This is a genomic window from Flavobacterium swingsii (assembly GCF_900111965.1).
Taxonomy (GTDB): domain Bacteria; phylum Bacteroidota; class Bacteroidia; order Flavobacteriales; family Flavobacteriaceae; genus Flavobacterium; species Flavobacterium swingsii.
The window spans coordinates 406,741-432,611 of sequence record NZ_FOJT01000002.1; the positions used below are offsets into that span (position 1 = coordinate 406,741).

At 32.4% G+C, this 25,871-nt stretch carries 28 protein-coding genes and 1 tRNA gene; 24 read left to right on the forward strand and 5 right to left on the reverse strand.

The genetic code is table 11. The features are described from left to right. Positions 1-28: 28 nt before the first annotated feature. The 5 genes from BM053_RS04670 to BM053_RS04690 form a co-directional block, all read right to left on the reverse strand. A complete protein-coding gene (locus tag BM053_RS04670; RefSeq protein WP_091474555.1) occupies positions 29-403 on the reverse strand; it encodes a DoxX family protein in 375 nt (124 codons plus the stop codon). 79 nt (positions 404-482) lie between these two features. Continuing rightward, positions 483-905 carry an arsenate reductase ArsC gene (locus BM053_RS04675; protein WP_091474755.1) on the reverse strand — a complete coding sequence of 141 codons (423 nt, stop codon included), beginning with the start codon at positions 903-905 and terminating at the stop codon, positions 483-485. 1 nt (position 906) lies between these two features. Further along, a complete protein-coding gene (locus BM053_RS04680) occupies positions 907-1,521 on the reverse strand; it encodes a class I SAM-dependent methyltransferase (RefSeq protein ID WP_091474557.1) in 615 nt (204 codons plus the stop codon). A gap of 128 nt (positions 1,522-1,649) precedes the next feature. Further along, a complete protein-coding gene (locus tag BM053_RS04685) occupies positions 1,650-2,123 on the reverse strand; it encodes a DUF6428 family protein (protein ID WP_091474559.1) in 474 nt (157 codons plus the stop codon). 15 nt (positions 2,124-2,138) lie between these two features. Further along, entirely contained in the window at positions 2,139-2,462 is a 324-nt protein-coding gene (locus BM053_RS04690) for an ArsR/SmtB family transcription factor (RefSeq protein ID WP_091474561.1), read from the reverse strand. A gap of 163 nt (positions 2,463-2,625) precedes the next feature. Here BM053_RS04690 and tpx point away from each other — a divergent pair, with 163 nt between their 5' ends. The 24 genes from tpx (at position 2,626) to BM053_RS04810 (ending at position 25,834) form a co-directional block, all read left to right on the forward strand. Beyond that, a complete protein-coding gene (tpx, locus tag BM053_RS04695; protein WP_091474564.1) occupies positions 2,626-3,123 on the forward strand; it encodes a thiol peroxidase in 498 nt (165 codons plus the stop codon). Positions 3,124-3,130: 7 nt separating this feature from the next. Next, positions 3,131-3,505 carry a diacylglycerol kinase family protein gene (locus BM053_RS04700; RefSeq protein ID WP_167357299.1) on the forward strand — a complete coding sequence of 125 codons (375 nt, stop codon included), beginning with the start codon at positions 3,131-3,133 and terminating at the stop codon, positions 3,503-3,505. A 25-nt stretch (positions 3,506-3,530) separates the two neighbouring features. Next, positions 3,531-5,993 carry a DNA translocase FtsK gene (locus BM053_RS04705; protein ID WP_091474568.1) on the forward strand — a complete coding sequence of 821 codons (2,463 nt, stop codon included), beginning with the start codon at positions 3,531-3,533 and terminating at the stop codon, positions 5,991-5,993. 1 nt (position 5,994) lies between these two features. Then, the gene (locus BM053_RS04710) at positions 5,995-6,636 is read left to right on the forward strand and encodes an outer membrane lipoprotein periplasmic chaperone LolA1 (protein ID WP_091474757.1); all 642 of its coding nucleotides are present in this window, start codon (positions 5,995-5,997) and stop codon (positions 6,634-6,636) included. A 5-nt stretch (positions 6,637-6,641) separates the two neighbouring features. After that, positions 6,642-8,081 (forward strand): LptF/LptG family permease, encoded by a 1,440-nt coding sequence (locus tag BM053_RS04715; protein WP_091474570.1) that lies wholly within the window; start codon positions 6,642-6,644, stop codon positions 8,079-8,081. 3 nt (positions 8,082-8,084) lie between these two features. Beyond that, positions 8,085-9,218 (forward strand): 3,4-dihydroxy-2-butanone-4-phosphate synthase, encoded by a 1,134-nt coding sequence (gene ribB, locus BM053_RS04720; protein ID WP_091474572.1) that lies wholly within the window; start codon positions 8,085-8,087, stop codon positions 9,216-9,218. 136 nt (positions 9,219-9,354) lie between these two features. Next, a tRNA-Ser gene (locus BM053_RS04725) sits at positions 9,355-9,439 on the forward strand. A gap of 187 nt (positions 9,440-9,626) precedes the next feature. Next, positions 9,627-10,214, forward strand: a complete 588-nt coding sequence (locus BM053_RS04730) for a helix-turn-helix domain-containing protein (RefSeq protein WP_091474574.1) — start codon at positions 9,627-9,629, stop codon at positions 10,212-10,214. Positions 10,215-10,219: 5 nt separating this feature from the next. Next, complete coding sequence (locus BM053_RS04735; protein ID WP_091474576.1) at positions 10,220-12,163, forward strand: ATP-binding protein; 1,944 nt, start codon at positions 10,220-10,222, stop codon at positions 12,161-12,163. Positions 12,164-12,166: 3 nt separating this feature from the next. After that, positions 12,167-12,601 (forward strand): response regulator, encoded by a 435-nt coding sequence (locus tag BM053_RS04740; RefSeq protein ID WP_091474578.1) that lies wholly within the window; start codon positions 12,167-12,169, stop codon positions 12,599-12,601. A gap of 55 nt (positions 12,602-12,656) precedes the next feature. Beyond that, positions 12,657-15,185, forward strand: coding sequence for a cation-translocating P-type ATPase (locus BM053_RS04745; RefSeq protein WP_091474580.1), 2,529 nt, complete (start codon positions 12,657-12,659; stop codon positions 15,183-15,185). Between the two features lie 499 nt (positions 15,186-15,684). After that, positions 15,685-17,796 carry a cbb3-type cytochrome c oxidase subunit I gene (locus BM053_RS04750; RefSeq protein WP_091474759.1) on the forward strand — a complete coding sequence of 704 codons (2,112 nt, stop codon included), beginning with the start codon at positions 15,685-15,687 and terminating at the stop codon, positions 17,794-17,796. A 6-nt stretch (positions 17,797-17,802) separates the two neighbouring features. Next, positions 17,803-18,816: a cbb3-type cytochrome c oxidase subunit II gene (locus tag BM053_RS04755; protein WP_091474582.1), complete on the forward strand. Its 1,014-nt coding sequence runs from the start codon at positions 17,803-17,805 to the stop codon at positions 18,814-18,816. Between the two features lie 6 nt (positions 18,817-18,822). Further along, positions 18,823-19,074 carry a hypothetical protein gene (locus BM053_RS04760; protein WP_091474584.1) on the forward strand — a complete coding sequence of 84 codons (252 nt, stop codon included), beginning with the start codon at positions 18,823-18,825 and terminating at the stop codon, positions 19,072-19,074. A gap of 6 nt (positions 19,075-19,080) precedes the next feature. Further along, the gene (locus BM053_RS04765) at positions 19,081-19,494 is read left to right on the forward strand and encodes a cytochrome C (protein ID WP_091474586.1); all 414 of its coding nucleotides are present in this window, start codon (positions 19,081-19,083) and stop codon (positions 19,492-19,494) included. Between the two features lie 12 nt (positions 19,495-19,506). Then, positions 19,507-19,812 (forward strand): cupin domain-containing protein, encoded by a 306-nt coding sequence (locus BM053_RS04770; protein ID WP_091474588.1) that lies wholly within the window; start codon positions 19,507-19,509, stop codon positions 19,810-19,812. A gap of 41 nt (positions 19,813-19,853) precedes the next feature. Continuing rightward, positions 19,854-20,144 (forward strand): heavy-metal-associated domain-containing protein, encoded by a 291-nt coding sequence (locus tag BM053_RS04775; RefSeq protein ID WP_091474590.1) that lies wholly within the window; start codon positions 19,854-19,856, stop codon positions 20,142-20,144. 190 nt (positions 20,145-20,334) lie between these two features. After that, positions 20,335-21,195: a universal stress protein gene (locus BM053_RS04780; protein ID WP_091474592.1), complete on the forward strand. Its 861-nt coding sequence runs from the start codon at positions 20,335-20,337 to the stop codon at positions 21,193-21,195. Between the two features lie 17 nt (positions 21,196-21,212). Beyond that, positions 21,213-22,199, forward strand: coding sequence for a 2-hydroxyacid dehydrogenase (locus BM053_RS04785; RefSeq protein ID WP_091474594.1), 987 nt, complete (start codon positions 21,213-21,215; stop codon positions 22,197-22,199). A gap of 25 nt (positions 22,200-22,224) precedes the next feature. After that, on the forward strand, positions 22,225-22,725 hold the full coding sequence (locus BM053_RS12280) for a TspO/MBR family protein (RefSeq protein ID WP_091474596.1): 501 nt from the start codon (positions 22,225-22,227) through the stop codon (positions 22,723-22,725). 16 nt (positions 22,726-22,741) lie between these two features. Then, positions 22,742-23,500 (forward strand): MlaE family ABC transporter permease, encoded by a 759-nt coding sequence (locus tag BM053_RS04795; RefSeq protein WP_091474598.1) that lies wholly within the window; start codon positions 22,742-22,744, stop codon positions 23,498-23,500. Between the two features lie 9 nt (positions 23,501-23,509). Further along, a complete protein-coding gene (locus BM053_RS04800; RefSeq protein ID WP_394332544.1) occupies positions 23,510-24,286 on the forward strand; it encodes an ABC transporter ATP-binding protein in 777 nt (258 codons plus the stop codon). An 11-nt stretch (positions 24,287-24,297) separates the two neighbouring features. Further along, positions 24,298-25,371, forward strand: a complete 1,074-nt coding sequence (locus BM053_RS04805; protein WP_091474602.1) for an MlaD family protein — start codon at positions 24,298-24,300, stop codon at positions 25,369-25,371. Between the two features lie 16 nt (positions 25,372-25,387). Beyond that, positions 25,388-25,834 carry a heavy-metal-associated domain-containing protein gene (locus BM053_RS04810; RefSeq protein WP_143076463.1) on the forward strand — a complete coding sequence of 149 codons (447 nt, stop codon included), beginning with the start codon at positions 25,388-25,390 and terminating at the stop codon, positions 25,832-25,834. Positions 25,835-25,871 lie beyond the last annotated feature (37 nt).

Below are 25,871 nucleotides of genomic sequence, written 5' to 3' on the forward strand. Positions count from 1 at the left end.
CTAAATATAGAAGCATTTTTTATTTTTTTTAAGCGGTAAATAGGCTTTTATAATTATCCCAATATCTATAAATTAAAAATAAATTTCCTAAAAAGATAAACAATCCAATGGGTAAATTTTCGGGTGTCATATAAAGATTAATCAGTAAAATATTTAAAGTTACTGGTAATATAATAATGTTGGCAATCGTAACGTATTTTCCTGATAAAAAGGACAATCCGCAAAGTAATTCTAGTGCTTTTGCTAATGGCATCAGATATGATGAAGCAACTAGACCTACTTGAAATGCTTTAAAATCACCAGTTACTTCAGGTTCAGGGGCAAGTTTTAAAAAGAAACTTGCAGAGGCAAAAACTAATAATGCACCCATTAATACTCGTACAATAATTGTAGCTATTTTCATAAATTATAGGTTTTAGGTTCACTATCAAAGTTACTAAAAAAAATCTTACAAATCAATTAAAATACTGAAAACTAATAGATTAATTTAGATTATTATCGTCAACAAAATTCTTGCAATATTGCTGAATCATTTTTCTTACCAATATAAATTCATTTGTAATTTCGTCGTCTGTTCCAGTGGCTTTTGCAGGATCAGGAAAATTATAATGCAATTTTACAGCTTTTGATGGAAAAAATGGGCAACGTTCTTTAGCATTGTCACAAACGGTAATTACATAATCGAAAGGGATGTTAAAATACTCATCGATATTGTTAGAAGTATGATGAGAAATATCAATTCCGTCTTCTTGCATGATGGTAATTGCTTTTGGGTTTACGCCATGAGTTTCTACACCAGCAGAATATATTTTTACTTTTTTGCTATCAGTAAAATGGTCTAAATAACCATGTGCAATTTGGCTTCGGCAACTATTTCCTGTGCAAAGGACTAAAATGTTTATCATATTATTTTTTATTAAAACTACAAAAAATGAAATTTTGTATCGTGTCAAACGGTGTTTTGTGGTCTTCTGTAAAACAATTTATTTTATCGAAATTATCTTCAAAAACAGTATCCATTTTACTTTCAGAATAAGGTGTAATATCTAAACCACTACATTTTTTGGGTCCATTTTCAGAAAAAGTACCAATAATCATTTTTCCGTCTTTTGAAATCAATTTAGATACTATTTCGACATATTTTTTAATTTCATTTTCTGTTGTCAAAAAATGAAAAGAAGCTCTGTCATGCCAAAAATCGAAAGTAATTTCCGATTCAAAATCTAAAATATCCGAAACTATAAAAGTTACATTTTCAGATTTTTCTCCCAATCTTTCTTTAATGCGTTCTATTGCTTTGGCTGAAATGTCTAACAAATACAAGTTTGTAAAACCTAAGTCCAGTAAAGCATCAATAAAATAGCTGTCTCCGCCACCAATATCGATAATTTTCGTATTTTTTGGTAAACCAAATTCCTTAACAAAATTTATTGAAGTTTCTGGATTTTCTTGAAACCAACTTACTTCTGTTTCCGTTTTTGTAGTAAAAACATTTTCCCAATGTGCTTTTTTATTTTCCATTTATACGAATAACCAGATTAAATTTATAGCGCAAAATTTTGGATCAAAACCCCAAATTAATTGTAAAACTGTGATAGAAACAGTGATTATAATGGGTTTCTTATATTTGATAATAAATGATTTCATACTTAACAACAATTTGAGTTTGGTGCACAACAAGAAGCCATGTTTTCTTGCAGTTCGTTTAGTTTTACTTTTATTTTTTCGACAGGAATTCCGCAATTACTTTTAGCTAAACAATCGGTTTTGGTGTTGGTTAAAACAAATTGATTGTCAATATATTCCAATCCAAATTTACCTACTGTTTCTTGTTGAAATTCGATTTCAATTTCCAGATCTTCACCTTCAAACATTCCTGAAGTTGCCTCAATTATCGAAATCACTTTTTTAGGTTCTAATCGATGGTAAAAATCGACTGATGTCCACAATTGTAGTGTCGCTTTTTTAGAGATTCTGAAAGTATTACCACAATCAGTAAATTGTTTTGTGGTCATTCCAATTTCGGTTATATGAAAATGGGAAGGTACTTTTTGTCCGTTTTGCAACACAAATTCTAACTGCGCTACATTTTCTAACTGATTTTTAAATTCTGATAGTTTCATGGTTTATAGTTTTAGTTAACAACATTTCTCTTTTAATTTTTTAGTAATGGTGAAAAAATAATTTTCAAATTTCTTCAGTGTTTCGGTATTAATACAATAACAAATTGAAGTTCCTTCGATGCTTCCTTGTATAATTTTTGCATTTTTAAGTTCTTTTAGATGTTGAGAAACAGTAGGCTGGGCGAGTGGCAATTCGTTTACAATGTCACCACAAATACAAGTATCTACAGTTAGTAAATATTCAATTATTGCAACTCTTGCTGGGTGCGAAAGCGCTTTGAATAGTGTTGCCAATTCGTTTTGCTCGTCCGAAAAGGATTCTGATTTAGATGCTCCCATGGTTTTAATGTATTTGTATATTGCAATATTACGATAAATAAATAATATGAAATTAATTTTAATGTTAAATTTTCCACAAGAATCTATTTCAAAAACATAATTTCTAAATTCTGTAATCCTAATTATTTTTACTACTTTTGAAACTCATTAAAATTATTCGAAAATGATATCAATAACATTAGGAGGGAACGCTATAAATACATCAGGAAGTTTACCACAAGTAGGTACAAATGCCCCAGATTTTAAACTTGTAAAAAGTGATTTATCGGTAGTTTCATTAGCTGATTATAAAGGAAGTAGAGTAGTGCTAAACATTTTTCCAAGTATCGATACTGGAACTTGTGCAACATCAGTAAGAACTTTTAATGCTAAAGCGAGCACATTAGATAACACAAAAGTATTATGTATTTCTCGCGATTTGCCTTTTGCTCAAAAACGTTTTTGTGGTGCTGAAGGATTAGAAAATGTCGAAAATTTATCAGATTTTAAAGACGGAAGCTTCGGTAAAAATTATGGTCTTGAAATTACAGATTCTGTTCTTGCTGGTTTGCACTCTAGAGTTGTAATCGTTCTCGACGAAAATGGCGTTATAAAATATAGCGAGCAAGTTCCAGAAATTGTAGATGAACCAAATTACGAAAACGCTTTAGCGGTATTATAATATGAGTGTGAAATTTGAGAAAGACAATACTTTTGTAACAGGTCGTTTTAAAAGCATGGGATTTGCGCTAAAAGGTGCAATCAAGCTAATTACCACAGAACACAGTGTTATGGTGCAATCATCTATCGCTGTAATACTAATTATAGCTGGTTTTTATTTTCAAATTTCCAGAACCGATTGGATGTTTCAAATACTAGCTTTCGGACTAGTTTTAGGTATTGAAGGACTAAATACTGCTGTCGAAAAAGTGGCTGATTTTGTTCATCCAGATTATCACGAACGTATTGGTTTTATAAAAGATATTGCGGCAGGAGCTGTTTTCTTTGCAGCTATGACTGCAATTGCAATAGGTTTAATGATTTATTTACCAATATTTTTATAAAAACTAAAAGACTGTAAACCTACTAATGGCAAAAGCTAAAAAAGAAATAAACCCAACAGAACCCGAAGAAACGAATTTGTTAAGTCGTTTTAGTGTATCTCGCCAACAAAAAATTACCATCGGTGTTTTATTGGTGTTATTTGCAGTTGCTCTTGGGTTATCATTTATATCCTATTTTGTAAACGGAAAATACGACCAAAGCGAATTGGGTAATTTTACTTCAAGAAATCCTAATATTCAAAACTGGTTAGGAAAATTTGGCGCTTTTGTGTCAGATTTCTTCATATACAAAGGTTTTGGAGTAGCATCGTTTTTATTTATTAGATTATTATTCTTAACAGGTGCCTATTTAGTTTTAGACTTAGCAATAGGGAAATTAAAAAAAACTTGGTTTTGGGATATTTTCGTTATCATAATTTTATCGATTCTTTTTGGATTTTTCGGTAATTATTTGCCAGAATTAGGTGGCGTAATAGGTTATGAGATGAATTTATTTTCGCAAGATTACATAGGAAAATCAGGAACTTTATTGGCTTTAATTTTTGGAATAGTTATTTATTTAATCTTTAAAATAAAAGTTTCACCAGACAAGATTAAAGGCTTTTTCGAGAAAACTAAAAATGATATTGCAGAAGAATTAAAACCAATAAACAATACAACTTCTACTTATAATTTAGAAGAATTTGCAACTGATGAAGAAGCTGAAATTCCTGCAAAAAAGTTCGATTTCCAATCTGATGAAGAAGATTTGGGAGAAATCACTTTGAAACCAGTTTCTCAATTCGAAATTAATAAAGAAAGTCTGAAACCTACAATTTCTAATGCTTCCGAATTAATATTAGAACCAACTATAAAAGAAGAAATTCTAATAGATAATAATCACAAACCACATGAAAATGAGTTTGTTATCGAAAAAGTTGAAGAAGAAGATATTGTAGAAGAAAATTTAGCCTCGCGATTGGTTGCCGATTTTGGAGAATTTGACCCAACATTAGATTTGTCAAATTTCAAATTCCCAGGAATCGATTTGTTAAAAGATTATTCATCTGGCGGAATCACCATCAACCAAGAAGAATTAGAAGAAAATAAAAACAAAATTGTAGAAACTTTACGCAACTACAAAATTGAAATTGCACAAATAAAAGCAACCGTTGGTCCATCGGTTACGTTATACGAAATTGTACCAGAAGCGGGAATCCGTATTTCAAAAATAAAAAGTTTAGAAGACGATATTGCCCTATCACTTTCGGCATTAGGGATTCGTATTATTGCACCAATTCCAGGAAAAGGAACCATTGGTATCGAAGTTCCGAACAAAAATCCAAGTATGGTTTCTATGAAATCGGTAATTGGTTCAGCTAAATTTCAAGAAGCCGAAATGGAATTACCAATCGCATTAGGAAAAACAATTTCTAACGAAACTTTTGTTGTCGATTTAGCAAAAATGCCCCATTTATTGATGGCTGGAGCAACAGGACAAGGAAAATCGGTAGGATTAAATGCGGTTTTAACTTCATTATTATACAAAAAACATCCAGCGGAAGTTAAGTTTGTTTTGGTCGACCCGAAGAAAGTCGAGCTAACACTTTTTAATAAAATCGAGCGTCATTATTTAGCAAAATTACCAGATACTGATGAAGCCATTATTACCGATAATGCAAAAGTTGTTGCAACTTTAAATTCACTTTGTGTAGAAATGGACAACCGTTACTCTTTACTAAAAGACGCAATGGTTCGAAATATTAAAGAATATAATGACAAGTTCAAACAACGAAAACTGAACCCAGAAGCGGGACATCGTTTTCTACCTTATATAGTATTGGTTGTCGATGAGTTTGCCGATTTGATTATGACAGCAGGAAAAGAAGTAGAATTACCAATAGCTCGTTTGGCTCAGTTAGCTCGTGCCATCGGAATTCACTTAATAATTGCAACGCAAAGACCATCGGTAAATGTAATTACAGGTATGATTAAAGCCAATTTTCCTGCAAGAATCGCGTTTAGGGTGACTTCTAAAATTGATTCAAGAACCATCTTAGATTCAGGAGGAGCAGACCAATTAATAGGTCGTGGTGATATGTTATTTAGTAACGGAAACGATTTGGTTCGTGTGCAATGTGCCTTTGTAGATACGCCAGAAGTGGAAAAAATCACCGAATTTATAGGTTCTCAGAAGGCTTATGCAACAGCGTATTTGCTTCCAGAATTTGTGGGGGAAGATAATGGCATACAACTTGATATGGACATATCCGAAAGAGATTCTTTGTTTAGAGATGCTGCCGAAGTAATTGTAACAGCACAACAAGGATCTGCTTCTTTAATTCAGCGAAAGCTAAAATTAGGGTACAATCGCGCAGGAAGATTAATAGATCAGTTGGAAGCTGCAGGAATCGTTGGACCATTTGAAGGAAGTAAAGCACGTGGTGTAAATATTCCGGATTTGGTCGCTTTAGAACAATTCTTTAATAATGAAAAAAATAATAACTAATATGAAGAGGATAATAGTTTTAATGTTAATAATTTTTAGTTTTTCTGCACAAGCCCAAGACGCAGTAAAAGCAAAAGCATTGCTTGATAAAGTTTCGGCAAAAGTAAAAAGTTATAAAAATATTCAAATAGATTTTAAGTATTCATTACAAAATCTAAAGGAAAACGTAAATCAGGAAAGTAAAGGAAACGTAACTTTAAGCGGAAATCAATATGTGTTGAATTTTATGGGTGTTACAAAACTTTGCGATGGGAAAAAATTATATTCGATAGTTCCTGAAGACGAAGAAATATCTATTTCAAACATTGGCGGAAGTGCAGATGATAACGATACACCAGCAAAAATGCTTACTTTTTTTAGCAAAGGTTTCAAATATGCTTGGGATATTTCGCAAAACGTGAAAGGCAAAAAAATTCAGTATGTAAAATTAACTCCAATAAGTTCTAAAGACGAACGTAAACAAATTTTGGTTGGAGTAGATATGGCAACAAATCAGATATACAATACCATATCAGTTGCTAAAAATGGTACAAAAATCACTTTGACTGTTAATTCTTTCAAAACCAACCAAGCATTACCAAAAAATCAGTTTACTTTTGTGCAAAGCAAATATCCTAAGTATTACATTAATAAATTGGACTAAACTGAATGAAAATTCTTGATAAATATCTTCTAAAAACGTACTTGACTTCATTCGTGTCTGTATTTGTGATTTTAATTTTTATATTTATCCTTCAAACTGTTTGGTTATTTATTTCGGAATTGGCTGGAAAAGACTTGGATATAATTTTAATTCTGAAATTTTTACTTTTCAAAATGCCAAGTTTGGTTCCTTTGGTATTACCGTTATCAATACTTTTATCGGCAATAATGACTTTTGGGGATATGGCCGAAAATTATGAATTTGCAGCTATGAAATCGGCAGGAATTTCTTTTCAAAGAACAATGAAAGGATTAACGGTTTTTATACTTTTATTAAGTGTAGGTGCATTTTTTTTTGCAAACAATGTCATTCCGTATGCCGAATTTAAGTTTACCAATTTTAGAAAAAATATAGCCCAAGTAAAACCAGCCATGGCAATTGCTGAAGGTCAGTTTAGTACAATTGGAAATATAAATATAAAGGTTGATAAAAAAACTGGTGAAAACGGCGAATTCCTAGAAGGAGTAACCATGCATAAAAAATCTGATCTTGGCGAAGGTGCAAAAACGGTTATAAAATCTAAAAGTGGACAATTAATAAGTAGTGAAGAATCTAATTTATTACAATTAGTATTGTTAGATGGTTATTATTATGAAGACATTACACCCAAAAATTATCAAGATCGTCAAAAAATGCCTTTTGCAAAAGTAAATTTCAAAAAATACAATATCAATATCGATTTGTCTAAATTGAATAAAGTAGAAGGAAGTGAAGAAAATATCACGAATTCATGCTATATGTTGAATTTGTCGGAACTTAGATATGCTGTCGATTCATTAAGCACAAGTTACAATAAAGAAATTGTATCTGTTGCTGATAATGTGTATCAGAGAGTTGGTATAAACACAAATTTACAAGCGGATTCTATAAGTCCTAAGAAGCCGAAAACAATAGGATTACTTACATTTTTATCTAAAGCTGAGAAATCAAAAATTTTAGAAATAGCTGTAAGTGATGCATTAAGTTCTAAACAAAATTTTGATATTAATGATATTTCATTACAGTATAGAAAAAAGGATATAAATAGTTTTTGGTTATCTATTTACGAAAAGTTTGTAATTTCTTTTGCGTGTATTCTAATGTTTTTTATAGGTGCACCGCTGGGATCTATCATTAGAAAGGGAGGGTTGGGATTACCAATAGTTTTTGCCATGTTAATATTTATAACTTTTCACTTTCTAAATACATTTGGTAAAAAAGTAGCGCAAGAATCAGGAATGACACCATTTTTTGGTGCTTGGATTTCGTTTTTTATATTAGTACCATTAGCAATTTTTCTAACACGAAAAGCAATAAATGATAATGGAGGTATAAGCTTCGATGGAATTACAGAGCCAATAAAAAACATATTTATCAAACTCACACAACGCAACAAACTACAATAAAAAATGACTACAAATAAGATTATACTAAATACGATTGAAGAAGCAATAGAAGACATTCGCCAAGGCAAGGTTATTATAGTTGTCGATGATGAAGACCGAGAAAATGAAGGAGATTTTCTAGCTGCTGCCGAAAAAGTAACACCAGAAATGATTAATTTTATGGCAACCCATGGGCGAGGATTAATTTGCGCACCACTTACAGAAAGCCGTTGCAAAGAATTAGAGTTAAGAGCTATGGTTTCTAACAATACCGACCACATGGAAACGGCATTTACCGTTTCTGTCGATTTGAAAGGAAATGGAGTAACAACAGGAATATCAGCATCAGACAGGGCAAAAACGATATTGTCGTTAGTAGATTCAAGAACAAAACCACATGAATTAGCGCGTCCAGGACATATATTTCCTTTAGTAGCCAAACAAGGTGGTGTTTTACGAAGAACAGGTCATACCGAAGCCGCTATCGATTTTGCAAGATTAGCAGGTTTTAAATCGGCAGGAGTAATTGTCGAAATTATGAACGAAGACGGTTCAATGGCACGTTTATCAGAATTGTACAAAGTAGCTAAAAAATTTGATTTAAAATTAGTTTCAATCGAAGATTTAGTCGCTTACAGAATGCAACATGATAGCTTGATTGTTAAAAAAGAAGATTTTGATATAGAAACTAGATTTGGGAGTTTTAGACTTCGAGCTTACGAGCAAACGACAAACAAACAAATACATATTGCCTTAACCAAAGGAACTTGGAATTTAGGGGATTCAGTAATTACTAGAATTAATTCATCACAAGTAAATAATGATTTGTTGGGAACGTTAACAAACAATGCAGATAAGCAATTGGACGACATGTTTAAAGTGATTAATGAAGAAGGTAAAGGTGCAGTGATTTTTATCAACCAAGACATGCAATCGGTAAGTTTGTTAAATAGAATTCATGAACTTAAAGCGTTACAATCGAAAGGAGAGATGAAAGCACCAAAAATTGTTATTGATAGTAAAGATTTTGGAATTGGAGCACAAATTTTACACGATATTGATATTTCTAAAATCAGATTGGTATCTAATACAGACCAAGGAAAACGTGTGGGCATGATAGGATACGGGCTTGAGATTGTTGAATATGTAAATTATTAGAAACTATTTTCAAAGTTAATTTGAACGAAATGAATTAGTTAAAAAATAATTCTATTTTTTATTCAAAAAAGGTTTGCATAAACAAAAAAGCTTACTATATTTGCAACCGCAATACAGTAATGGTTGCAGTATTATTGGAGAAATGGCAGAGCGGTCGAATGCGGCAGTCTTGAAAACTGTTGACTGTAACAGGTCCGGGGGTTCGAATCCCTCTTTCTCCGCTGGTTTAGAACCACAAAGGAAATTAAAACCTCGAAAACAATATGTTTTCGAGGTTTTTTGTTTTTAGACAATACCTTAAATGAGCTGTTTTTTCTGAATTTAATATGCTAAAAATCGGTAAATTATGTAAGGTTTTTTCGTACATTTATACTGAAGTTTGTAATTATTGAACTAATACCTATTTTTTTGAAACTATACATTAAATATATGGTAAGCAACCGCTGTAAAATTGTGGTTAAAGATGTGCTGAAAAAATTTGATTTGACTTTTAGTCTGGTTGATTTGGGTGAAGTTGAAATTATGGAAGATATCACCGAAGAAGAGAGAGAAAACTTGGCAGCAGCTCTTTTAGAAACCGGATTGGAGTTGATAGATGACAAAAAAGCAATTCTTATTGAGAAAATTAAAGGCATCATTATAAACATGGTGCACTACACAGAAGAAGACATCAAAATAAATTTTTCTGATTATTTAAATGAGAAATTAAATCACTCTTACACTTATAATTACATTGCCAACTTATTTTCAGATATTCAGGGTACTACAATTGAACACTTTATTATTTTTCAAAAAATAGAACGAGTTAAAGAATTAATGATTTATGGAGAACTTACCATTACTGAAATTGCATATAAAATGAATTATAGCAGTGTGGCACATTTATCCGCTCAATTTAAAAAAGTTACAGGTTTTCCACCTTCTTATTTTAGACAACTAAAAGAAAAAAGAAGAAGCCCTATCGAAGAAGTTGGCAATTCAATTCTAAATAATTAGTAGGCATGGGCACTAAAAATAACAACGATAAAAAATTTCAAAGCTTTTTAGAATCGGTTCCTGATGCTATTGTTATTGTAAATAAAGAAGGTAATATACAATCTGTGAATGTCCAGACAGAAACCCTTTTCGGATACGATAGAAATGAGATTATCGGAAAAAAAATTGAACATTTGATGCCATCACGTTTCAAAGAAGCACACCAAGGTCATAGAAATATTTTTTTTGATAAACCAAGAATTCGTAAAATGGGAGAAGGTATGGAACTTTTTGCCCAGCACAGAGATGGCACAGAATTTCCAGTAGAAATCAGTTTGAGTAAGTTGGATACCGATGAAGGTTTTTTGGTCTGCGCTTCCATTAGAGATGTTAGCAATCAGAAAAAGATTGAGAAAGAATTAATAGAAGCAAAAATAAAAGCAGAAAATGCGGTGAAATCCAAACAGCAATTTCTGTCTAATATGAGCCATGAAATTCGTACCCCAATGAACTCCATCATCGGATTTACGAAAGTAATTTTAAAGACTGATTTAACAGAAGAACAGCGTAAATATCTCACGGCGATTCAAATAAGCGGTGATACCTTAATTGTGCTTATCAATGATATTTTGGATTTAGCTAAAGTAGATGCTGGAAAAATGATTTTCGAGAACACCCCATTCAGATTGTCATTGTCCATTTCAACCATGCTACATTTATTTGAAATCAAGATGCAGGAAAAAAATTTGAAGCTGGAAGTTCAATACGATGAAAATATCCCTGATGTTTTAGAAGGAGATGCTACTCGACTGCATCAAGTTATTATGAATTTAGTGAGTAATGCCATCAAATTTACAAACGAAGGAAATATAACTGTCAGTGTTCGTAAATTATTTGAAGATCAAGAAAATGTGACTGTAGAATTTTTGATTGCTGATACCGGAATTGGTATTGAAAAAGAGGAATTGGATAATATTTTCGAGAATTTTCAACAGGCCCATATCCATACTTCAAGAAAATTTGGAGGTACAGGATTAGGTCTTGCCATTGTAAAAAAAATAGTAGAGACTCAGGGCGGAAGTATTCAAGTACAAAGTGAAGTAGGGAAAGGATCCGTTTTTTCTTTTGTGTTGAATTTTAAAAAGACGAATCAAGAAGTAGTTTCCCAAGATGAAATTATTGAATTTGTTGATAATGACCTTAAGAATATTAAAGTACTTATCGTAGAAGATGTTGAATTTAACCAGCTTCTGGTGAAAACATTATTAGACGAATTTGAATTTGCTTCTGATATTGCTGCAAACGGTAAACTTGCTATAGAAAAATTGGAAAAGAATACATACGATATCATCCTCATGGATTTACAAATGCCTGAAATGGACGGATTTCAAGCTGCGGATTATATCAGAAACATTTTAAAACTTAAAATTCCAATTATCGCCCTTACAGCAGATGTGACAACGGTTGACATAAAGAAATGTAAAGCGGTTGGAATGGATGATTATATTTCAAAACCCATTGATGAACAAATTCTCTACAGTAAAATAGTGAGTTTAATTAAAAAAAGTAATGCAGTAAAAGGCGATAATGTAGTAGAAAAAATACAAAAGCAAGAGTCAGTATATATTAATTTTGATTTTTTAAATAAAATCACAAATTCCAATCCCAAATTAATTGATGAGCTGATGACTGTTTTTTTTAAACAAACACTAACATTAGTAAAAATAATAGAAGATAGTCTGATTAGTAAAGATTGGAAAAAATTAAAAGCAGCAGTGCACAAAATGGTTCCTTCTCTTGGAGTTATTGGTACTAATACTGATATGGAAAAAATTGCTAAAAGAATTCAGGACGAAGCACATACATTAGAATTTTCAGAAGAAATACAAAATTTAGCAAAGCAACTGACAGAAGTCTGCAAACAAATTTGTGTTAAGCTTGAATCTGAACTCAATATTAAAAAGAATTAAACAATGGAAAATCAAAATAAAATCAAAATTTTCCTGGTCGATGATGATGCGTTTTTTTTAAAATCGTTGGAAATTCAATTTTTAAATCAAGGTGAATTTGAAGTTGAAACATTTGCTACTGGGGAACTTTGTATCGAAAATCTATCTAAAAACCCTCAGGTAATCATTCTTGATTATTATCTTGATGGTGTAGATGAAAATGCTATGGATGGTATAAAAACACTCGATAAAATTAAAGAATTTAACACTGAAATCCATGTGGTAATTCTTTCTTCTCAGGATCAGATTGAAGTAGCAGTTGATTGTATGCATCACAAAGCACTTGATTACGTAGTTAAAAATGAAACTGCATTTTTACGATTACAAAAAATAATTGATGCTGTATTCAAATACCAAAAAATTGAAAAAAGACTCAATTGGCTTTTGAATAAAATGTAAATTCTATATAATTTCAGTCAATAGCATACTTACATAAATCATTTACTGTTATGAGATGTCTGTAAAAAATTTCAATATAAAGGGATTGACTGATGAGGAAGTAGTAACTTCCAAAATGAAGTATGGTAGCAATGTTATAAAGCATAAAAGACAAAGTGTTTTTTTTGATGCTTTAAAAAAGTTTGCAACAGATCCAATGATTATTTTACTGTTTGTTGCCTCATTCCTATACTTCATAAACGGAAAAACAGTAGATGGAATTTTTCTGGCTTTGGCAATTGTATTGGTTTCATCCATTTCAATGTACCAGGAGTCCAGAAGCCGCAATGCATTAGAAAAATTAAAAAGATTTACCCAACCCAACTGTAAAGTCGTACGAAACGGCAAAATAACCGAAATTAAAAGTGAAGATTTAGTTATAGATGATAGTTTGATAGTTGAAGAAGGAACTTTAATTATGGCTGATGGTACAATTATCCATTCTAATGATTTTTCAGTAAATGAGGCAATCCTGACAGGAGAATCCTTTCCTGTCTACAAAGAACAATCAGCAACAGATAATATGATTTTTCAAGGGACGACAGTTGCCACGGGATTAGCCATTGCCATGGTTGCTGCTATTGGAGGAGAAACCAAATTGGGTAAAATAGGTCAGGGTCTTGAAGCCATTAACGAAGAAAAAACGCCGTTAGAAAATCAAATTTCCAATTTTGTAAAAAAAATGGCACTTGTTGGTGTTTTTGTTTTTCTAATCGTATGGAGTATCAATTATTTTCAAACCCATTTATTATTTGACAGTTTATTGAAGTCGCTTACGCTGGCCATGAGTATTTTGCCTGAGGAAATTCCTGTCGCATTTGCTACATTTATGGCTCTGGGGGCTTGGAGAATGATGCAAATGGGGATTGTAGTAAAGCAAATGAAGACAGTCGAGACATTGGGTAGTGCCACGGTTATTTGTGTTGATAAGACAGGAACAATTACAGAAAATAAAATGAGTCTGGTTTCTCTTTTTACATTGAAATCCTTAAAAATAAACGCAGCTGTAGATATTTTAAATAGTGATGAAAAAGAACTAATCCAAATGGCAATGTGGGCCAGCGAACCAATTCCATTTGATCCCATGGAAGTGGCTCTGCACGATGCTTATGCAAAAACTTTTTCAGATGATGAAAGAAAACACTACAGCATGGTTCACGAATATCCATTAAGTGGGAAACCACCTATGATGACGCATATTTTTAAAGATAATAATGCAAATAACAGAATCATTGCTGCCAAAGGAGCTCCCGAAGCTATTATCAATCTTTGCGGGCTTACAGAAAAAGAGAAAAGTCAAATAGTAGAAGCTATTAAAATGATGGCTTCTGAAGGCTATCGAATATTAGCTGTAGCTAAATCTGATTTTAAGGGAGATAATTATCCAAAAACACAACAGGAATTTTCTTTTGCATTCAAAGGATTGGTTGCTTTTTATGATCCTCCAAAAGAGAATATTCAACAGGTATTGCAGCATTTCTATAAGGCGGGTATTAATGTTAAGATTATAACTGGGGATAATGTAACAACAACAATGACCATAGCCAAACAGATTGGTTTTAAAGGATTTGAAAGAAGTATTACAGGAGATGAACTAATGAAATTATCTGATGAAGAGCTAAAAAAAATGGTTCAGGAAACTTATATATTTTCACGAATGTTCCCTGAGGCCAAACTGAGAATCATCGAAGCTTTAAAATCAAATAATGAAATCGTTGCCATGACCGGAGACGGTGTTAATGACGGACCGGCACTTAAGGCATCTCATATAGGTATTGCCATGGGCAAAAAAGGAACAGAAATAGCCAAGCAAACCGCTTCTTTAATCCTAATCGATGATGATTTGTCTAAAATGGTCGATGCTGTGGCTATGGGAAGAAAAATATATGCCAATCTTAAAAAAGCAATCCAATTTATTATTTCTATTCATATTCCAATAATTCTTATCGTTTTTATTCCATTAGCTCTTGGATGGGTTTATCCTAATATTTTTTCTCCAATACATATCATATTTTTGGAATTAATAATGGGGCCAACATGTTCAATTGTTTATGAAAACGAACCAATAGAAACGAACGCAATGTTACAGAAACCCCGTTTGTTTACGTCAACTTTTTTTAATTGGAAAGAATTATCTACTAGTATCATTCAAGGATTGTTTATAACGATTGGAGTTTTGTTGGTATATCAGGTTGCCATACATCAAAATTTTAATGAATCGATCACCCGAACTATGGTTTTTTCAGCTTTGATTACAGCTAATATCTTTTTAACTCTGATGAATCGCTCTTTTTACTATTCCATTATTACAACAATGAAATATAAAAATGACTTGGTTTTAATTATTATCGGTCTTACAACTATAATTACAGGATTATTAATTTATGTCGAACCTCTGACAAAATTCTTTGAGTTTGAAAGACTGAATACATCCCAATTATATCTCAGTGTCGGAATTGGCTTTTTATCGGTCATTTGGTATGAGTTAATCAAACTTTATAAAAGAAAATACCAAAACCTTTTCAGTACTGCTCTAGCACATTAATTATTACTACTTATCGGTAAAAGATTTACTTAAAAATATTTTTATGTAAAGAGTTATGCTCAAATTTTAGTTTTCAATTATACCAAATTTTCCCATTCTTTTCTTGACACTTTTTTTGAAAAATTCTGTAAATTCTATAAGTCTTTTAAAAAATAGTATAAGATAAAAGTATTTTGAAGAAATGACCTTTACTTATTGAAAAGCAATAAATGTTTAACCAATAAATTCAAAGATTATGACACTTCTTAAATCAAGTAAAAGCCTTACAAGGGTTTACTTTACGAATCTTTTTTACACTTGTTTTTTCCATAAAAGAGAATAAAATAATCTGGTCGGGTATAACCGAAACATTCGAACCGAGTGGGATAAAAAAAATGACTAATGAAATTTCTAAAGTCATTTACAAGCAAATGATTACTGAAGGGTTTATTAGAGAAGATTAAAAAATAAAAATTTACTTATGAAATTAAATAAAAAAATACCCATTGCACTTTTGTTGATGTTATTGGTTTCCAAACCAATGTTTGCCCAAAACGCAACTAACATGATTGCAGAAAATAATTCAATTGGAATGTGGATTTTGGTCATCATGTTGGTCATTCCCATCATTGTTTTGATTGGAAGCTTGTATCTCAATTTTAGAGAACAGCTAATTAAAAATAAACAATGGAATAATGAGAATCAGGAGCAACATTTTTATGATTATCTAAAGAATTTAGACAAAAACCAGATAAAACAATTTATAAAGCTAAAATCAAAAAAATGTTCTGGTAATTGCAAAGAAAAAGGTAATTGTAACAATAATAAGAGTAGTATTCTTATCCTGTTTCTAATATCTACAAGTGGTCTATTTGCGCAGAACAATTTTGCAGCAGAAAAAGAATCCTTCTTTTCGCAACCTGGAATAATAATCACTATCGTTTTGATGATTGTACCTATTTTATTAGGAATTGTATATGCGATGATTAAATCAAATAATGCTTTGAAGGTCTATTTTAATAAAAATAAAATGGGCGAAGCAGAAAATTTTGCAGCATTTATTGAAAAATCAGAAGATCATGACATAGAAGATATGTTGGTAAAACGTAAAGAATCTTTAGATTTTACTTTAACCAACGAGGAGCTTTCGGGTACTGAGAAGGCGGAAGATACTATAGGAATTCTTCACAATGTGAGCGATAAACATGAAGTTCACTTTACAGCCTTAAAAAAGAAGGCAGTTCATAAACCAAGTTTGGCACCTGATATTTCCAAACTTATCCTATGGTATTTTGGCTGTGCTGTTTTTTGGTTAGTAGTTGGAACAGGCATTGGGGAATATCTAGGAATTAAATTTGTATCTCCAGATGCTGACCACATTAGCTGGCTAAGTTTTGGTAGATTACGTCCTGTACATACCAATATTGTTTTTTGGGGTTGGGCTTCACTAGCGATGATCGGTTTGGGCTATTATGTAGTGCCTATTGTGAGTAATGCTAAAATTTACTGCATAAAATGGGGCTGGATAGCATTAGCACTAACTAATATGATGGTTGTTCTAGGGTCTTTATGTCTAATGTCTGGTATCAATAATGGTGGTGGTGAATTTAGAGAATATATTTGGCCCGTAATGGCATTATTTGCAGTAGCACTAATCCTTACATTGGCAAATTTTGTTATGACCGTGGCCCAACGCACCACAAAAGAAATTTATATTGCCAATTGGTATATTGTATCCGCCATCATATTTACCATTATTGTAGCTCTTACAGCGTACTTGCCTTTTTGGCAGGATGGTGTGAGTGAAACTATTGTACAGGGGTATTTTATGCACTCAGGGGTTGGGATGTGGTTTACACTTTATACACTTGGATTGCTGTATTATTTTATTCCGCAGCAAATAAACAAGCCTATCTATGCTTACAGTTTGGGGATTATGGCATTTTGGACCCAAATTATATTTTATACCATCATTGGGACACATCATTTCGTATTCGCTCCATTGCCATGGTGGCTTCAAACTGTAGCTATTGTTGGAAGTGCTGGTATGATTATTCCGGTAGTGGCAGCTACAATAAATTTTACGATGACTTTCAAAGGACAATGGCATAAAGTATCTACTAGCTATACTTTACCTTTTTTCTTAGTAGCTGTAGTTTACTATTTTATTGTTTCAATACAGGGAACAGCTGAGGCATTCAAATTCACCAACCTTATTTGGCACTTTACTGATTTCACCGTGGCTCATGCTCATTTAGGATTTTATGGAATTATAACTTTTGCTTTGTGGGGCGGATTCTATGTTGTAATACCAAGACTAACTGGTAAAGAACCACCACAGCATTTAGTTGGAGTACATTTCTGGTTGGCATTTATAGGATTGCTTTTTTACACTATTCCATTGTCAGTAGGTGCCACTTTAAGAGGACTAATGTGGATGGAAGGAAAACCGTTTATCGATAGTGTAGTATTGATGTTTGATTATTGGTTATGGAGAGCCATTGGAGGTAGTTTGATGTTTGTTTCTCATTTGGTCTTCGCTTATAATTTTTATAAAATGACATCAAAAGAAGTAGAAGAGATTGACGTTAAAGCCGAAGCTTTTAAAATTTTAAAAAAACAACTTCAATAAAACGATATGAACATATTTAATGACCATAAAAGACTATACCTGACAGCAGGAGCCTTATTTACATTTTTAACATATATCGTAGTAATTATGCCGGCATTTGAAAATCAGTATAATAATCTGCCATTACCAGGTACAGTTCCACTTTCAGGTGACGCAAAAGCCGGAAAACTAATATACATTGCCGAAGGTTGCGTAGGTTGTCACTCGCAACAAGTACGTAATGTGGAAATGGATAAGATGTTCGGCAGCAGACCCGGAATGGCTTCAGATTATGCTAACATTGGCCGAACAAGCATTTGGCAAAATACAGCCACACTTATGGGAACCGAAAGAACTGGGCCAGATCTTACAGATGTTGGAAACAGACAACCGAGTAAGGATTGGAATTTAATGCATTTATTTCATCCAAGATCAGTGGTACCACAATCTATAATGCCAAGCTACCAATGGCTTTTTGAAATAAAAGAGAATCCTTCCAAAACGGATGTTGTTGTGAGTATGCCAGCCGAGTTTTTAAATGGTAAAACAGGGAAAGTCGTAGCAAAAAAGGAAGCACTTCAACTGATTGCTTACCTGCAATCGTTAAAACAAACACCTCTACCTGACGGAACCAAACCATTGGATTTTCTATATAAAAAACCAGTAACTAAAGATAGTGGAAAAGGCAGTTCTGTTGGCACTGTTGATGGGGAAGCACTTTATGCAGCTAACTGTATGAGTTGTCATCAAGCCAATGGAGAAGGTTTAAAAGGGTCCTTTCCGTCTTTGAAAGGAAGTAAAGTGGTTACAGGCGAAAACCTGGAACTTTATGTGGACATCATTATGAATGGTTATGATGCAAGAGCTGATTACGGTGTTATGGCTGCTGTAGGAACGAATATGAATTTTACAGAAAACGAAGTAGCTGCCATCATTAATTATGAAAGAAGTGCTTGGGGTAATACAGGGAAAAAAGTCACCCCTGAGGAAATTAAAAAAATAATGGATTTTGTAAAAATTAAAGCTTCGGCATCTAATTAGAAGATTATGAAAAAAGGCAGCCTATTATTTATTTTATTAATACCGGCAGGATTATTGGCCTGTCCGGTTTGCGAACGCAACCAGCCTAAAATTTTAAAAGGTATTGTTCACGGTGCTGGACCAGAAAGTAATTGGGATTATGTAAGTATCTGGATTACAATAATTATCGCAGTAATTACTTTGCTATACTCCATAAAATGGCTTGTAAAACCGGGAGAAAAAAATGCAGATCATATCAAATATTCAATTTTAAAATAAAATAGTATGAATAATAAAAGTTCCGTAATCGTATTTTTAGATGATGACCCAAAACCGTATGGCATTTTTCCTGTACCCATAAATTTTGAATTGGATACTCGAAAATTAGTTGATGGTGAGCATACTCTAAAAATTGTAAGTAAAGACACTTTAGGCAAAGAAGGTGTCAGAAAAATTCCTTTCAGTGTCCGTAATGGTCCAGCCATTGCTATTGAAGGGATAAAAGAAAATGAAATCATCGATGGAATCATCCCCATTATGATAAATGCTTATAGCAAAGGGGATCAAAAGCAATTTCTTATTGAAGGAAGCGAGACACCCCGTTCTATTCCAGCTTGGTTCTGGGTCGTTATTATCACTTTCATTGGCTGGGCAATATATTATGCTATTACCTCAATGAATATGAGTTTATCAATTTAAAAAACAAAAATCATGGCAATTAAGGAAGCAATAGCAGAATTGGAATTGAAGGGCGATCCGGTTGCAAAACTAATGCACAAAGGAATTGCTTTTAAGGTTATTGTGTTGGCATTCAAGAAAGGAATGACTCTAAAAGAGCATAAAACAAGTGTGCCTACTAAACTAACTGTGATGAATGGAAAAGTGAATTACATTGGAGCTAGTTGGAATAAAATCATAGATAAATACGAAGAGTTCGATATCCCTTTAGAAGAAATACATGCTGTTGAAGCTTTAGAAGATTCTCTGTGTATTTTAATTCAGGGATATAGGAATTAGCCTGTTATATTATTAAAAAAATAACTCTAAACTGTATAAAGATGAAAACAGAAAAAATAACCATCGCAAACTTAAAATGCGCTGGGTGCGAAACAACAATAAAAAGTGAATTATTGAAAATAGAAGGAGTAGACAGTGTTACTATAGATCAAGAAAATGACACAGTATGCTTGATTCATGACGATAATTTGGATAGACATAAAATAATACAAAAACTACATTCTCTTGGATATCCAGAAGCAACTGAAGAAAATGGACTGTTGCAGCAATTAAAAAGTTATGCAAGTTGTATGATTGGTAAAATCAATAACCTGTCTCGACCGAAAGACTGATAACTCAACATTCTTCTTATCAATAAAAAATATCAAAAGTTAAGCCTCTTTACCCTAATTAGTAAATAATATAAGTAATTATAAAAGTTATATAACAAATATTTTGCTTTAGTGAATCAACTTTACAGTACGAAACAGGAATACATTAGCCTGTTTATCTAACTTATTATTAACACCTAAATAGATAGTCATGCAAAGAATTTTAGTAACTACTGATTTTTCAGCTAATTCCAAAAAAGCCATACGTTTTGCCATTCAACTGGCATCACAAACGAATATAGAGTTGTTGTTTTATAATGTTGTTGTTGGGGTTTCTATTCCTTCTGCCTTTAGTAATTTGCACTATACACCATTTGATGCTTTGGAAGTAAAAAAGCATCAGAAAAAATTAGAAAAATTTATTGAAACAATTTACAAGGACAGTAACTTAACTCCAATTAATTACAAATGTGTATGTGAATTAGGAAATGGTATTGGAAATAAAATTATTTCTTACGCCAAAGAATCCAAAGCAGATTTCATTTGTGTAAGCGCAAGAGGAGCAGGAGTATTGAATAAATTATTCGGCACCACTTCTTCTCACCTTATTACAGATTCGCCTATTCCGGTTTTTGTTATTCCAAACAATTATAGAATTCAGCCTATTAAAACGATCTGCTATGCTTCCGATATTGAAAATATTGATATGGAAATTCGAGAAGTGATTGCATTGGCAACTTCAGTTAAAGCAAAAGTAAAAGTACTGCATTACGATTATGCAGTGCATTTGAAAGGCGATAAAGAAAAATTAAACGCTTTGGCTTTAAAATATGAAACAGATGATATTAACTTCCATTATAGAAAAACGAATCCTATTTCTCCTTTAAACGATCAATTAAGAGAAGGGATTTTAGTAATGAAACCCTCATTAGTAGTATTGTTTACCAAACAAAACCGCAGCTGGTTTGATCGATTATTTGAACCAACTACCTCAACCGATATGTCTTTTAATGCTAAAACTCCACTGTTGGTTTTTAGAAAAAAAACAAATAAAATGGATACTATAAGATAACCCAACAATTTTATATCATGAAAATTTTTGTTTATAGTGCGCATCGTTTTGAAAAACATTTTTTAGAAAAAGCAGCTCAAGGTAAGCATGAATTGGTTTACTCTGCTTATGCTTTAAATGAAAATACAGCTAAGTTGGCTCAAGATTCTGATGTGGTTTCAGTTTTCACATCCGATGATGTTTCAGCTGGGCTAGTAAATTTATTATATGATTATGGTATTCGTTTTATAGCGCTCCGTTCAGTTGGTTATGATCATGTAGATATTATCAAAACTAAAGAGTTAGGTATAAAAGTGGCCAATGTACCCGCTTATTCGCCTTATGCTGTTGCTGAACATGGTGTGGCTTTACTAATGGCTTTGAATAGAAAGATAATATTGGGACAGCAATTAATGAAGAAAAACAATTTTAGTTTAGATGACTTGATTGGTTTTGATTTACATGGAAAAACAATCGGAATTGTAGGAACAGGAAAAATTGGTACTGCCTTTGCTCACATTATGAATGGTTTTGGTTGTAATTTACTTGGTTTTGATATTACGCCTAATGAAGAGTTAATACAACAGACTAATATTTCTTATACTTCTTTGGAAGATTTATGCAGACAATCGGATGTGATTTCTTTAAATTGTCCACTTAACGGCCAAACGAAATATTTATTTAATAAGAATCTTTTTTCTATCATGAAAAAAGAAACCATTTTTATTAATACCGCTCGTGGCAGTATTGTCAATACAAAAGATTTAATAGAAGCATTGGGAAATAAAACCATTGCAGGAGCAGGGTTGGATGTTTACGAAAACGAGAAGCCTATATTTTTTAGCAATCACCTGAACAATGTCATTATTGATCCAATATTTGATAAGCTTCGCTCACTTCCAAATGTATTGATTACTGGTCACCAGGCATTTCTAACAAAAGAAGCTTTAACTGGTATTGCAGAAACAACTTTCAGTAATATAAATGATTGGGCAAACGGGGAAAAATGCCCAAATGAATTATAAATGAAAACCTGTAAAGTAATTTGTTATGTCTACTACAAAAAATATTCAGTCTACCGTAAAATTAGTAATCTCGATATTAACTTGTCAATTGGTGGGTATGGTTACTGTATTTTCAACCCAGCCCGAATCTAATTACTGGTATAATCGAGTTGTTATACCGTTCTGGAAATTCCCCATTTATTTCTTTGATCCTGTTTGGACAATTTTATATTTCCTAATGGGAATCTCCATCTGGATGATCTGGATAAGCGGAAAACACAAATCAATGAAGAAATATACCATATTAATCTTTGGAATACAATTATTTTTAAGCGCTCTTTGGTCATTATTATTTTTTAATTTCCATGCCCAATCGCTAGCTCTTTTTATAATTTTGCTTTTGGTTGTTTTCCTCGCTTTTTGCATTATTGAATTTTTTAAAATTTCTAAAATGGCTGCATTCCTACTTGTGCCATCACTTTTATGGGTTTGTTTTGAAGCGGTTTTAAATTTTAAAATACTATTTCTAAGTAATTACAACTGTTAATTTAATAATTTAAATGATGAAAATTTATCTAAGAAAAACATTCATCGAAGTAGGCAGTATCACTTTATTTGCCTCAAGGTTTTTTAAAGAAATTTTCAGACCTGATTTTGAAGTAAAAGAATTTATCAGACAATGTAGGGTTATAGGATATAAATCTCTCCCTTTGGTTTCCATTACTGCTTTTATAATGGGATTGGTACTTACCATCCAATCAAGACCGGCAATGGCAAAATTTGGAGCTGAATCCTGGATTCCCGGAATGGTATCTCTTTCATTGATACGAGAAATTGCACCTGTAATTACAGCTTTAATCTGTGCAGGAAAAATTTCTTCAGGTATTGGTGCTGAGTTAGGTTCAATGAAAGTAACGGAACAGATTGATGCTATGGAAGTATCTGCCATTAATCCTTACCGATATCTGGTTGTCACTAGAATTTTAGCCACTACACTGATGGTTCCTATTTTAGTTTTTTATGCTGATTTAATAGGTATTTATGGCGGTTATATTGGTGTGAATATGCATGGCGAAGTCAATTTGACACGGTATTTTTCGCAAGTATTTGAATCTTTAGAATTTGTTGATGTTATTCCGGCAACATTGAAAACTTTCTTTTTCGGATTTTTTATCGGAATGATTGGCTGTCACAAAGGATTTAATGCCACCAGTGGAACAGAAGGTGTAGGTAAAGCGGCAAATTCAGCGGTAGTTTCTGCTTCGCTTGCCATTTTTATTATTGATATGATTGCTGTACAACTAACAGATCTCTTTTTCTAAAAAAAAATGATGACAAAAGAAATAAATAGCGCTATTAAAGATCAGATGACTACTGTAGACCAAACGGTTATTGAGTTTAAAAATGTCTATAAATCATTTGGAAACAATGCGGTTCTGAGAGGAATCAATCTTTCTGTAAAAAAAGGGGAGAATCTGGTTATCCTCGGAAGATCAGGATCAGGAAAATCAATTGCTATAAAATGCCTAGTCGGATTGATAAAAACAGACAAGGGAAAAATATTGGTTTCCGGGACTGATATAACCCAATTAAATGAAAGTGAACTCAATACAATTAGGAGGAGAGTGGGTTTTTTATTTCAAAATGGAGCCTTATATGATTCTATGACCGTTAGAGAAAATCTTACTTTTACATTAGCACACAATAATAAGGAACTCACTGCAGATGAGGTTGAAAGTTCAGTTGTAGAATCACTTGAAAATGTTGGACTTGCAGAAGCTATTAATCAAATGCCTTCAGAATTATCAGGTGGGATGAGAAAAAGAGTTGGTCTGGCTAGGGCATTAATTATCAAACCTGAAATTATTTTATATGACGAGCCCACATCTGGTTTAGATCCAATTACCTCAAGGGAAATCATTGAATTGATATTGGAAATCCAGAAGAAATTCAAAACAACTTCTATAATCATTACACATGATTTAGCTTGTGCCAAACTCACAGGAAATAATGTAATGATTATAAAAGACGGAGTCATTCACGCAGAAGGAAACTATGAATCGCTTAGCAATAGTAATGATAAATGGGTTAGATCTTTTTTAACTTAAATTTTTGAGCAATGGACAAAGAATCAATAGGAATATGGAAATTAGGGTTGTTTGTAGTTTTTGGACTCATCTTGTTTGTAATTGCAATTTATTTTATTGGAATAAACCGAAATTTGTTCGGTTCTACTTTTAGTCTGAAATCAGAATTTAAAAATATCAGCGGACTCAAAGTAGGCAGTAATGTTCGGCTTTCAGGAATTAATATTGGAACGGTGCATAAAATCGATTTTATTTCAGATTCTCTGGTTTCAGTAAAATTACTCATTAAGAAAGAAGCACAGCAGTATATCAAAACGGATGCTACTGCCAGTATTGGTTCAGATGGACTAGTAGGAGATAAGGTACTTATAATATCTCCGGGAGTCAACTCTAAACAAGTTGTTAAAGATAATGACATCATTGCATCTAATAAGACTATAGAGTTGGAGGACATCATGAACAGTGTAAACAGAAGTGCCGCTAATGCAGAAGTGATCACAAAGCAACTGTCAGATTTTAGTTATAAAATGAATGATAAAAAAGGAATCTTATCCAAAGTGATGACTAATCAGGATTTTGCCAACAGCATTCAGAATACGATAGTAAATCTAGAAAGCAGCGTCAGAGAGATTGCCTTATTCTCTCCAAAACTTAATGATAATAAAGGAGCAATTTCAAAAATATTTAATGATAAGGAATTTGCAAATAGGCTGGAAAGTACAATTGAGAATCTTCAAAAAAGTTCCAATGAATTAAGTGTTTTTACGGCAAATATGAATAATGAGCATAACATGCTGACCAAATTAATGACAGATAAGGAATTTGCCAATCGTTTTGAGATGACATTTAAAAACCTTGAAACCAGTTCAGATCAATTAGCCCGATTTACTTCTAAAATAAACAATAAAAATAGTGTTTTATCTAAACTGATTGATGATGAGAGGTTAGGTGAATCTATAGATTCTACTATTACAAATCTTGAATCCGGAGCCAAAGGACTCAATGAACTTGAAGCAGCTGCTCAAAATAATATTTTATTGAAAGGCTATTTTGAAAAGAAGAAAAAAGCTGAAATGAAAAACAAAAAAGTGAATATTAAAAAATAACACTAAATAAATTAAAATGAAAAATCTAATCCTTCTAATAACGCTGTTCTTGACGTTGAGCTTGACAGGTTTTGCCCAGATTAAAAATGCAATGACGAAAACGGTGAGAATTTATGGAAACTGCTTTATGTGCAAAGCACAAATTGAAAAAGCCGGAAACCAGAAAAATATTGCTGAGGTCGATTGGAATCTGCAGACACAAATAGCGACTGTAACTTATGATTCTAAAATGACAACAGCCAATAAAATCCTAAAACGAATTGCCTTAGCTGGGTTTGATAATGACCTATACCTTGCTCCAGATGCAGCTTATAAAAAATTAGAGCAATGTTGTCGCTATGAAAGAATAGCAAAATATAAGTACGAATGTGTTATGTGTAAAACAACTTCGGAAAAGCCTGGAAAATGCCCTGTTTGCAATATGCAAATGACCATAAAGAAGAAAATAAATAGTAACAAATAGTTGCAGAGAAATAAATAGTTTTCTGAAAATGGGTATG

Coding starts and splice junctions, on each gene's coding strand:
- BM053_RS04670 (WP_091474555.1), bottom strand. CDS start 403: ATGAAAATAGCTACAATTATTGTACGAGTATTAATGGGTGCATTATTA.
- BM053_RS04675 (WP_091474755.1), bottom strand. CDS start 905: ATGATAAACATTTTAGTCCTTTGCACAGGAAATAGTTGCCGAAGCCAA.
- BM053_RS04680 (WP_091474557.1), bottom strand. CDS start 1,521: ATGGAAAATAAAAAAGCACATTGGGAAAATGTTTTTACTACAAAAACG.
- BM053_RS04685 (WP_091474559.1), bottom strand. CDS start 2,123: ATGAAACTATCAGAATTTAAAAATCAGTTAGAAAATGTAGCGCAGTTA.
- BM053_RS04690 (WP_091474561.1), bottom strand. CDS start 2,462: ATGGGAGCATCTAAATCAGAATCCTTTTCGGACGAGCAAAACGAATTG.
- tpx (WP_091474564.1), top strand. CDS start 2,626: ATGATATCAATAACATTAGGAGGGAACGCTATAAATACATCAGGAAGT.
- BM053_RS04705 (WP_091474568.1), top strand. CDS start 3,531: ATGGCAAAAGCTAAAAAAGAAATAAACCCAACAGAACCCGAAGAAACG.
- BM053_RS04710 (WP_091474757.1), top strand. CDS start 5,995: ATGAAGAGGATAATAGTTTTAATGTTAATAATTTTTAGTTTTTCTGCA.
- BM053_RS04715 (WP_091474570.1), top strand. CDS start 6,642: ATGAAAATTCTTGATAAATATCTTCTAAAAACGTACTTGACTTCATTC.
- ribB (WP_091474572.1), top strand. CDS start 8,085: ATGACTACAAATAAGATTATACTAAATACGATTGAAGAAGCAATAGAA.
- BM053_RS04735 (WP_091474576.1), top strand. CDS start 10,220: ATGGGCACTAAAAATAACAACGATAAAAAATTTCAAAGCTTTTTAGAA.
- BM053_RS04740 (WP_091474578.1), top strand. CDS start 12,167: ATGGAAAATCAAAATAAAATCAAAATTTTCCTGGTCGATGATGATGCG.
- BM053_RS04745 (WP_091474580.1), top strand. CDS start 12,657: ATGTCTGTAAAAAATTTCAATATAAAGGGATTGACTGATGAGGAAGTA.
- BM053_RS04750 (WP_091474759.1), top strand. CDS start 15,685: ATGTTATTGGTTTCCAAACCAATGTTTGCCCAAAACGCAACTAACATG.
- BM053_RS04755 (WP_091474582.1), top strand. CDS start 17,803: ATGAACATATTTAATGACCATAAAAGACTATACCTGACAGCAGGAGCC.
- BM053_RS04760 (WP_091474584.1), top strand. CDS start 18,823: ATGAAAAAAGGCAGCCTATTATTTATTTTATTAATACCGGCAGGATTA.
- BM053_RS04765 (WP_091474586.1), top strand. CDS start 19,081: ATGAATAATAAAAGTTCCGTAATCGTATTTTTAGATGATGACCCAAAA.
- BM053_RS04770 (WP_091474588.1), top strand. CDS start 19,507: ATGGCAATTAAGGAAGCAATAGCAGAATTGGAATTGAAGGGCGATCCG.
- BM053_RS04775 (WP_091474590.1), top strand. CDS start 19,854: ATGAAAACAGAAAAAATAACCATCGCAAACTTAAAATGCGCTGGGTGC.
- BM053_RS04780 (WP_091474592.1), top strand. CDS start 20,335: ATGCAAAGAATTTTAGTAACTACTGATTTTTCAGCTAATTCCAAAAAA.
- BM053_RS04785 (WP_091474594.1), top strand. CDS start 21,213: ATGAAAATTTTTGTTTATAGTGCGCATCGTTTTGAAAAACATTTTTTA.
- BM053_RS12280 (WP_091474596.1), top strand. CDS start 22,225: ATGTCTACTACAAAAAATATTCAGTCTACCGTAAAATTAGTAATCTCG.
- BM053_RS04795 (WP_091474598.1), top strand. CDS start 22,742: ATGAAAATTTATCTAAGAAAAACATTCATCGAAGTAGGCAGTATCACT.
- BM053_RS04800 (WP_394332544.1), top strand. CDS start 23,510: ATGACAAAAGAAATAAATAGCGCTATTAAAGATCAGATGACTACTGTA.
- BM053_RS04805 (WP_091474602.1), top strand. CDS start 24,298: ATGGACAAAGAATCAATAGGAATATGGAAATTAGGGTTGTTTGTAGTT.
- BM053_RS04810 (WP_143076463.1), top strand. CDS start 25,388: ATGAAAAATCTAATCCTTCTAATAACGCTGTTCTTGACGTTGAGCTTG.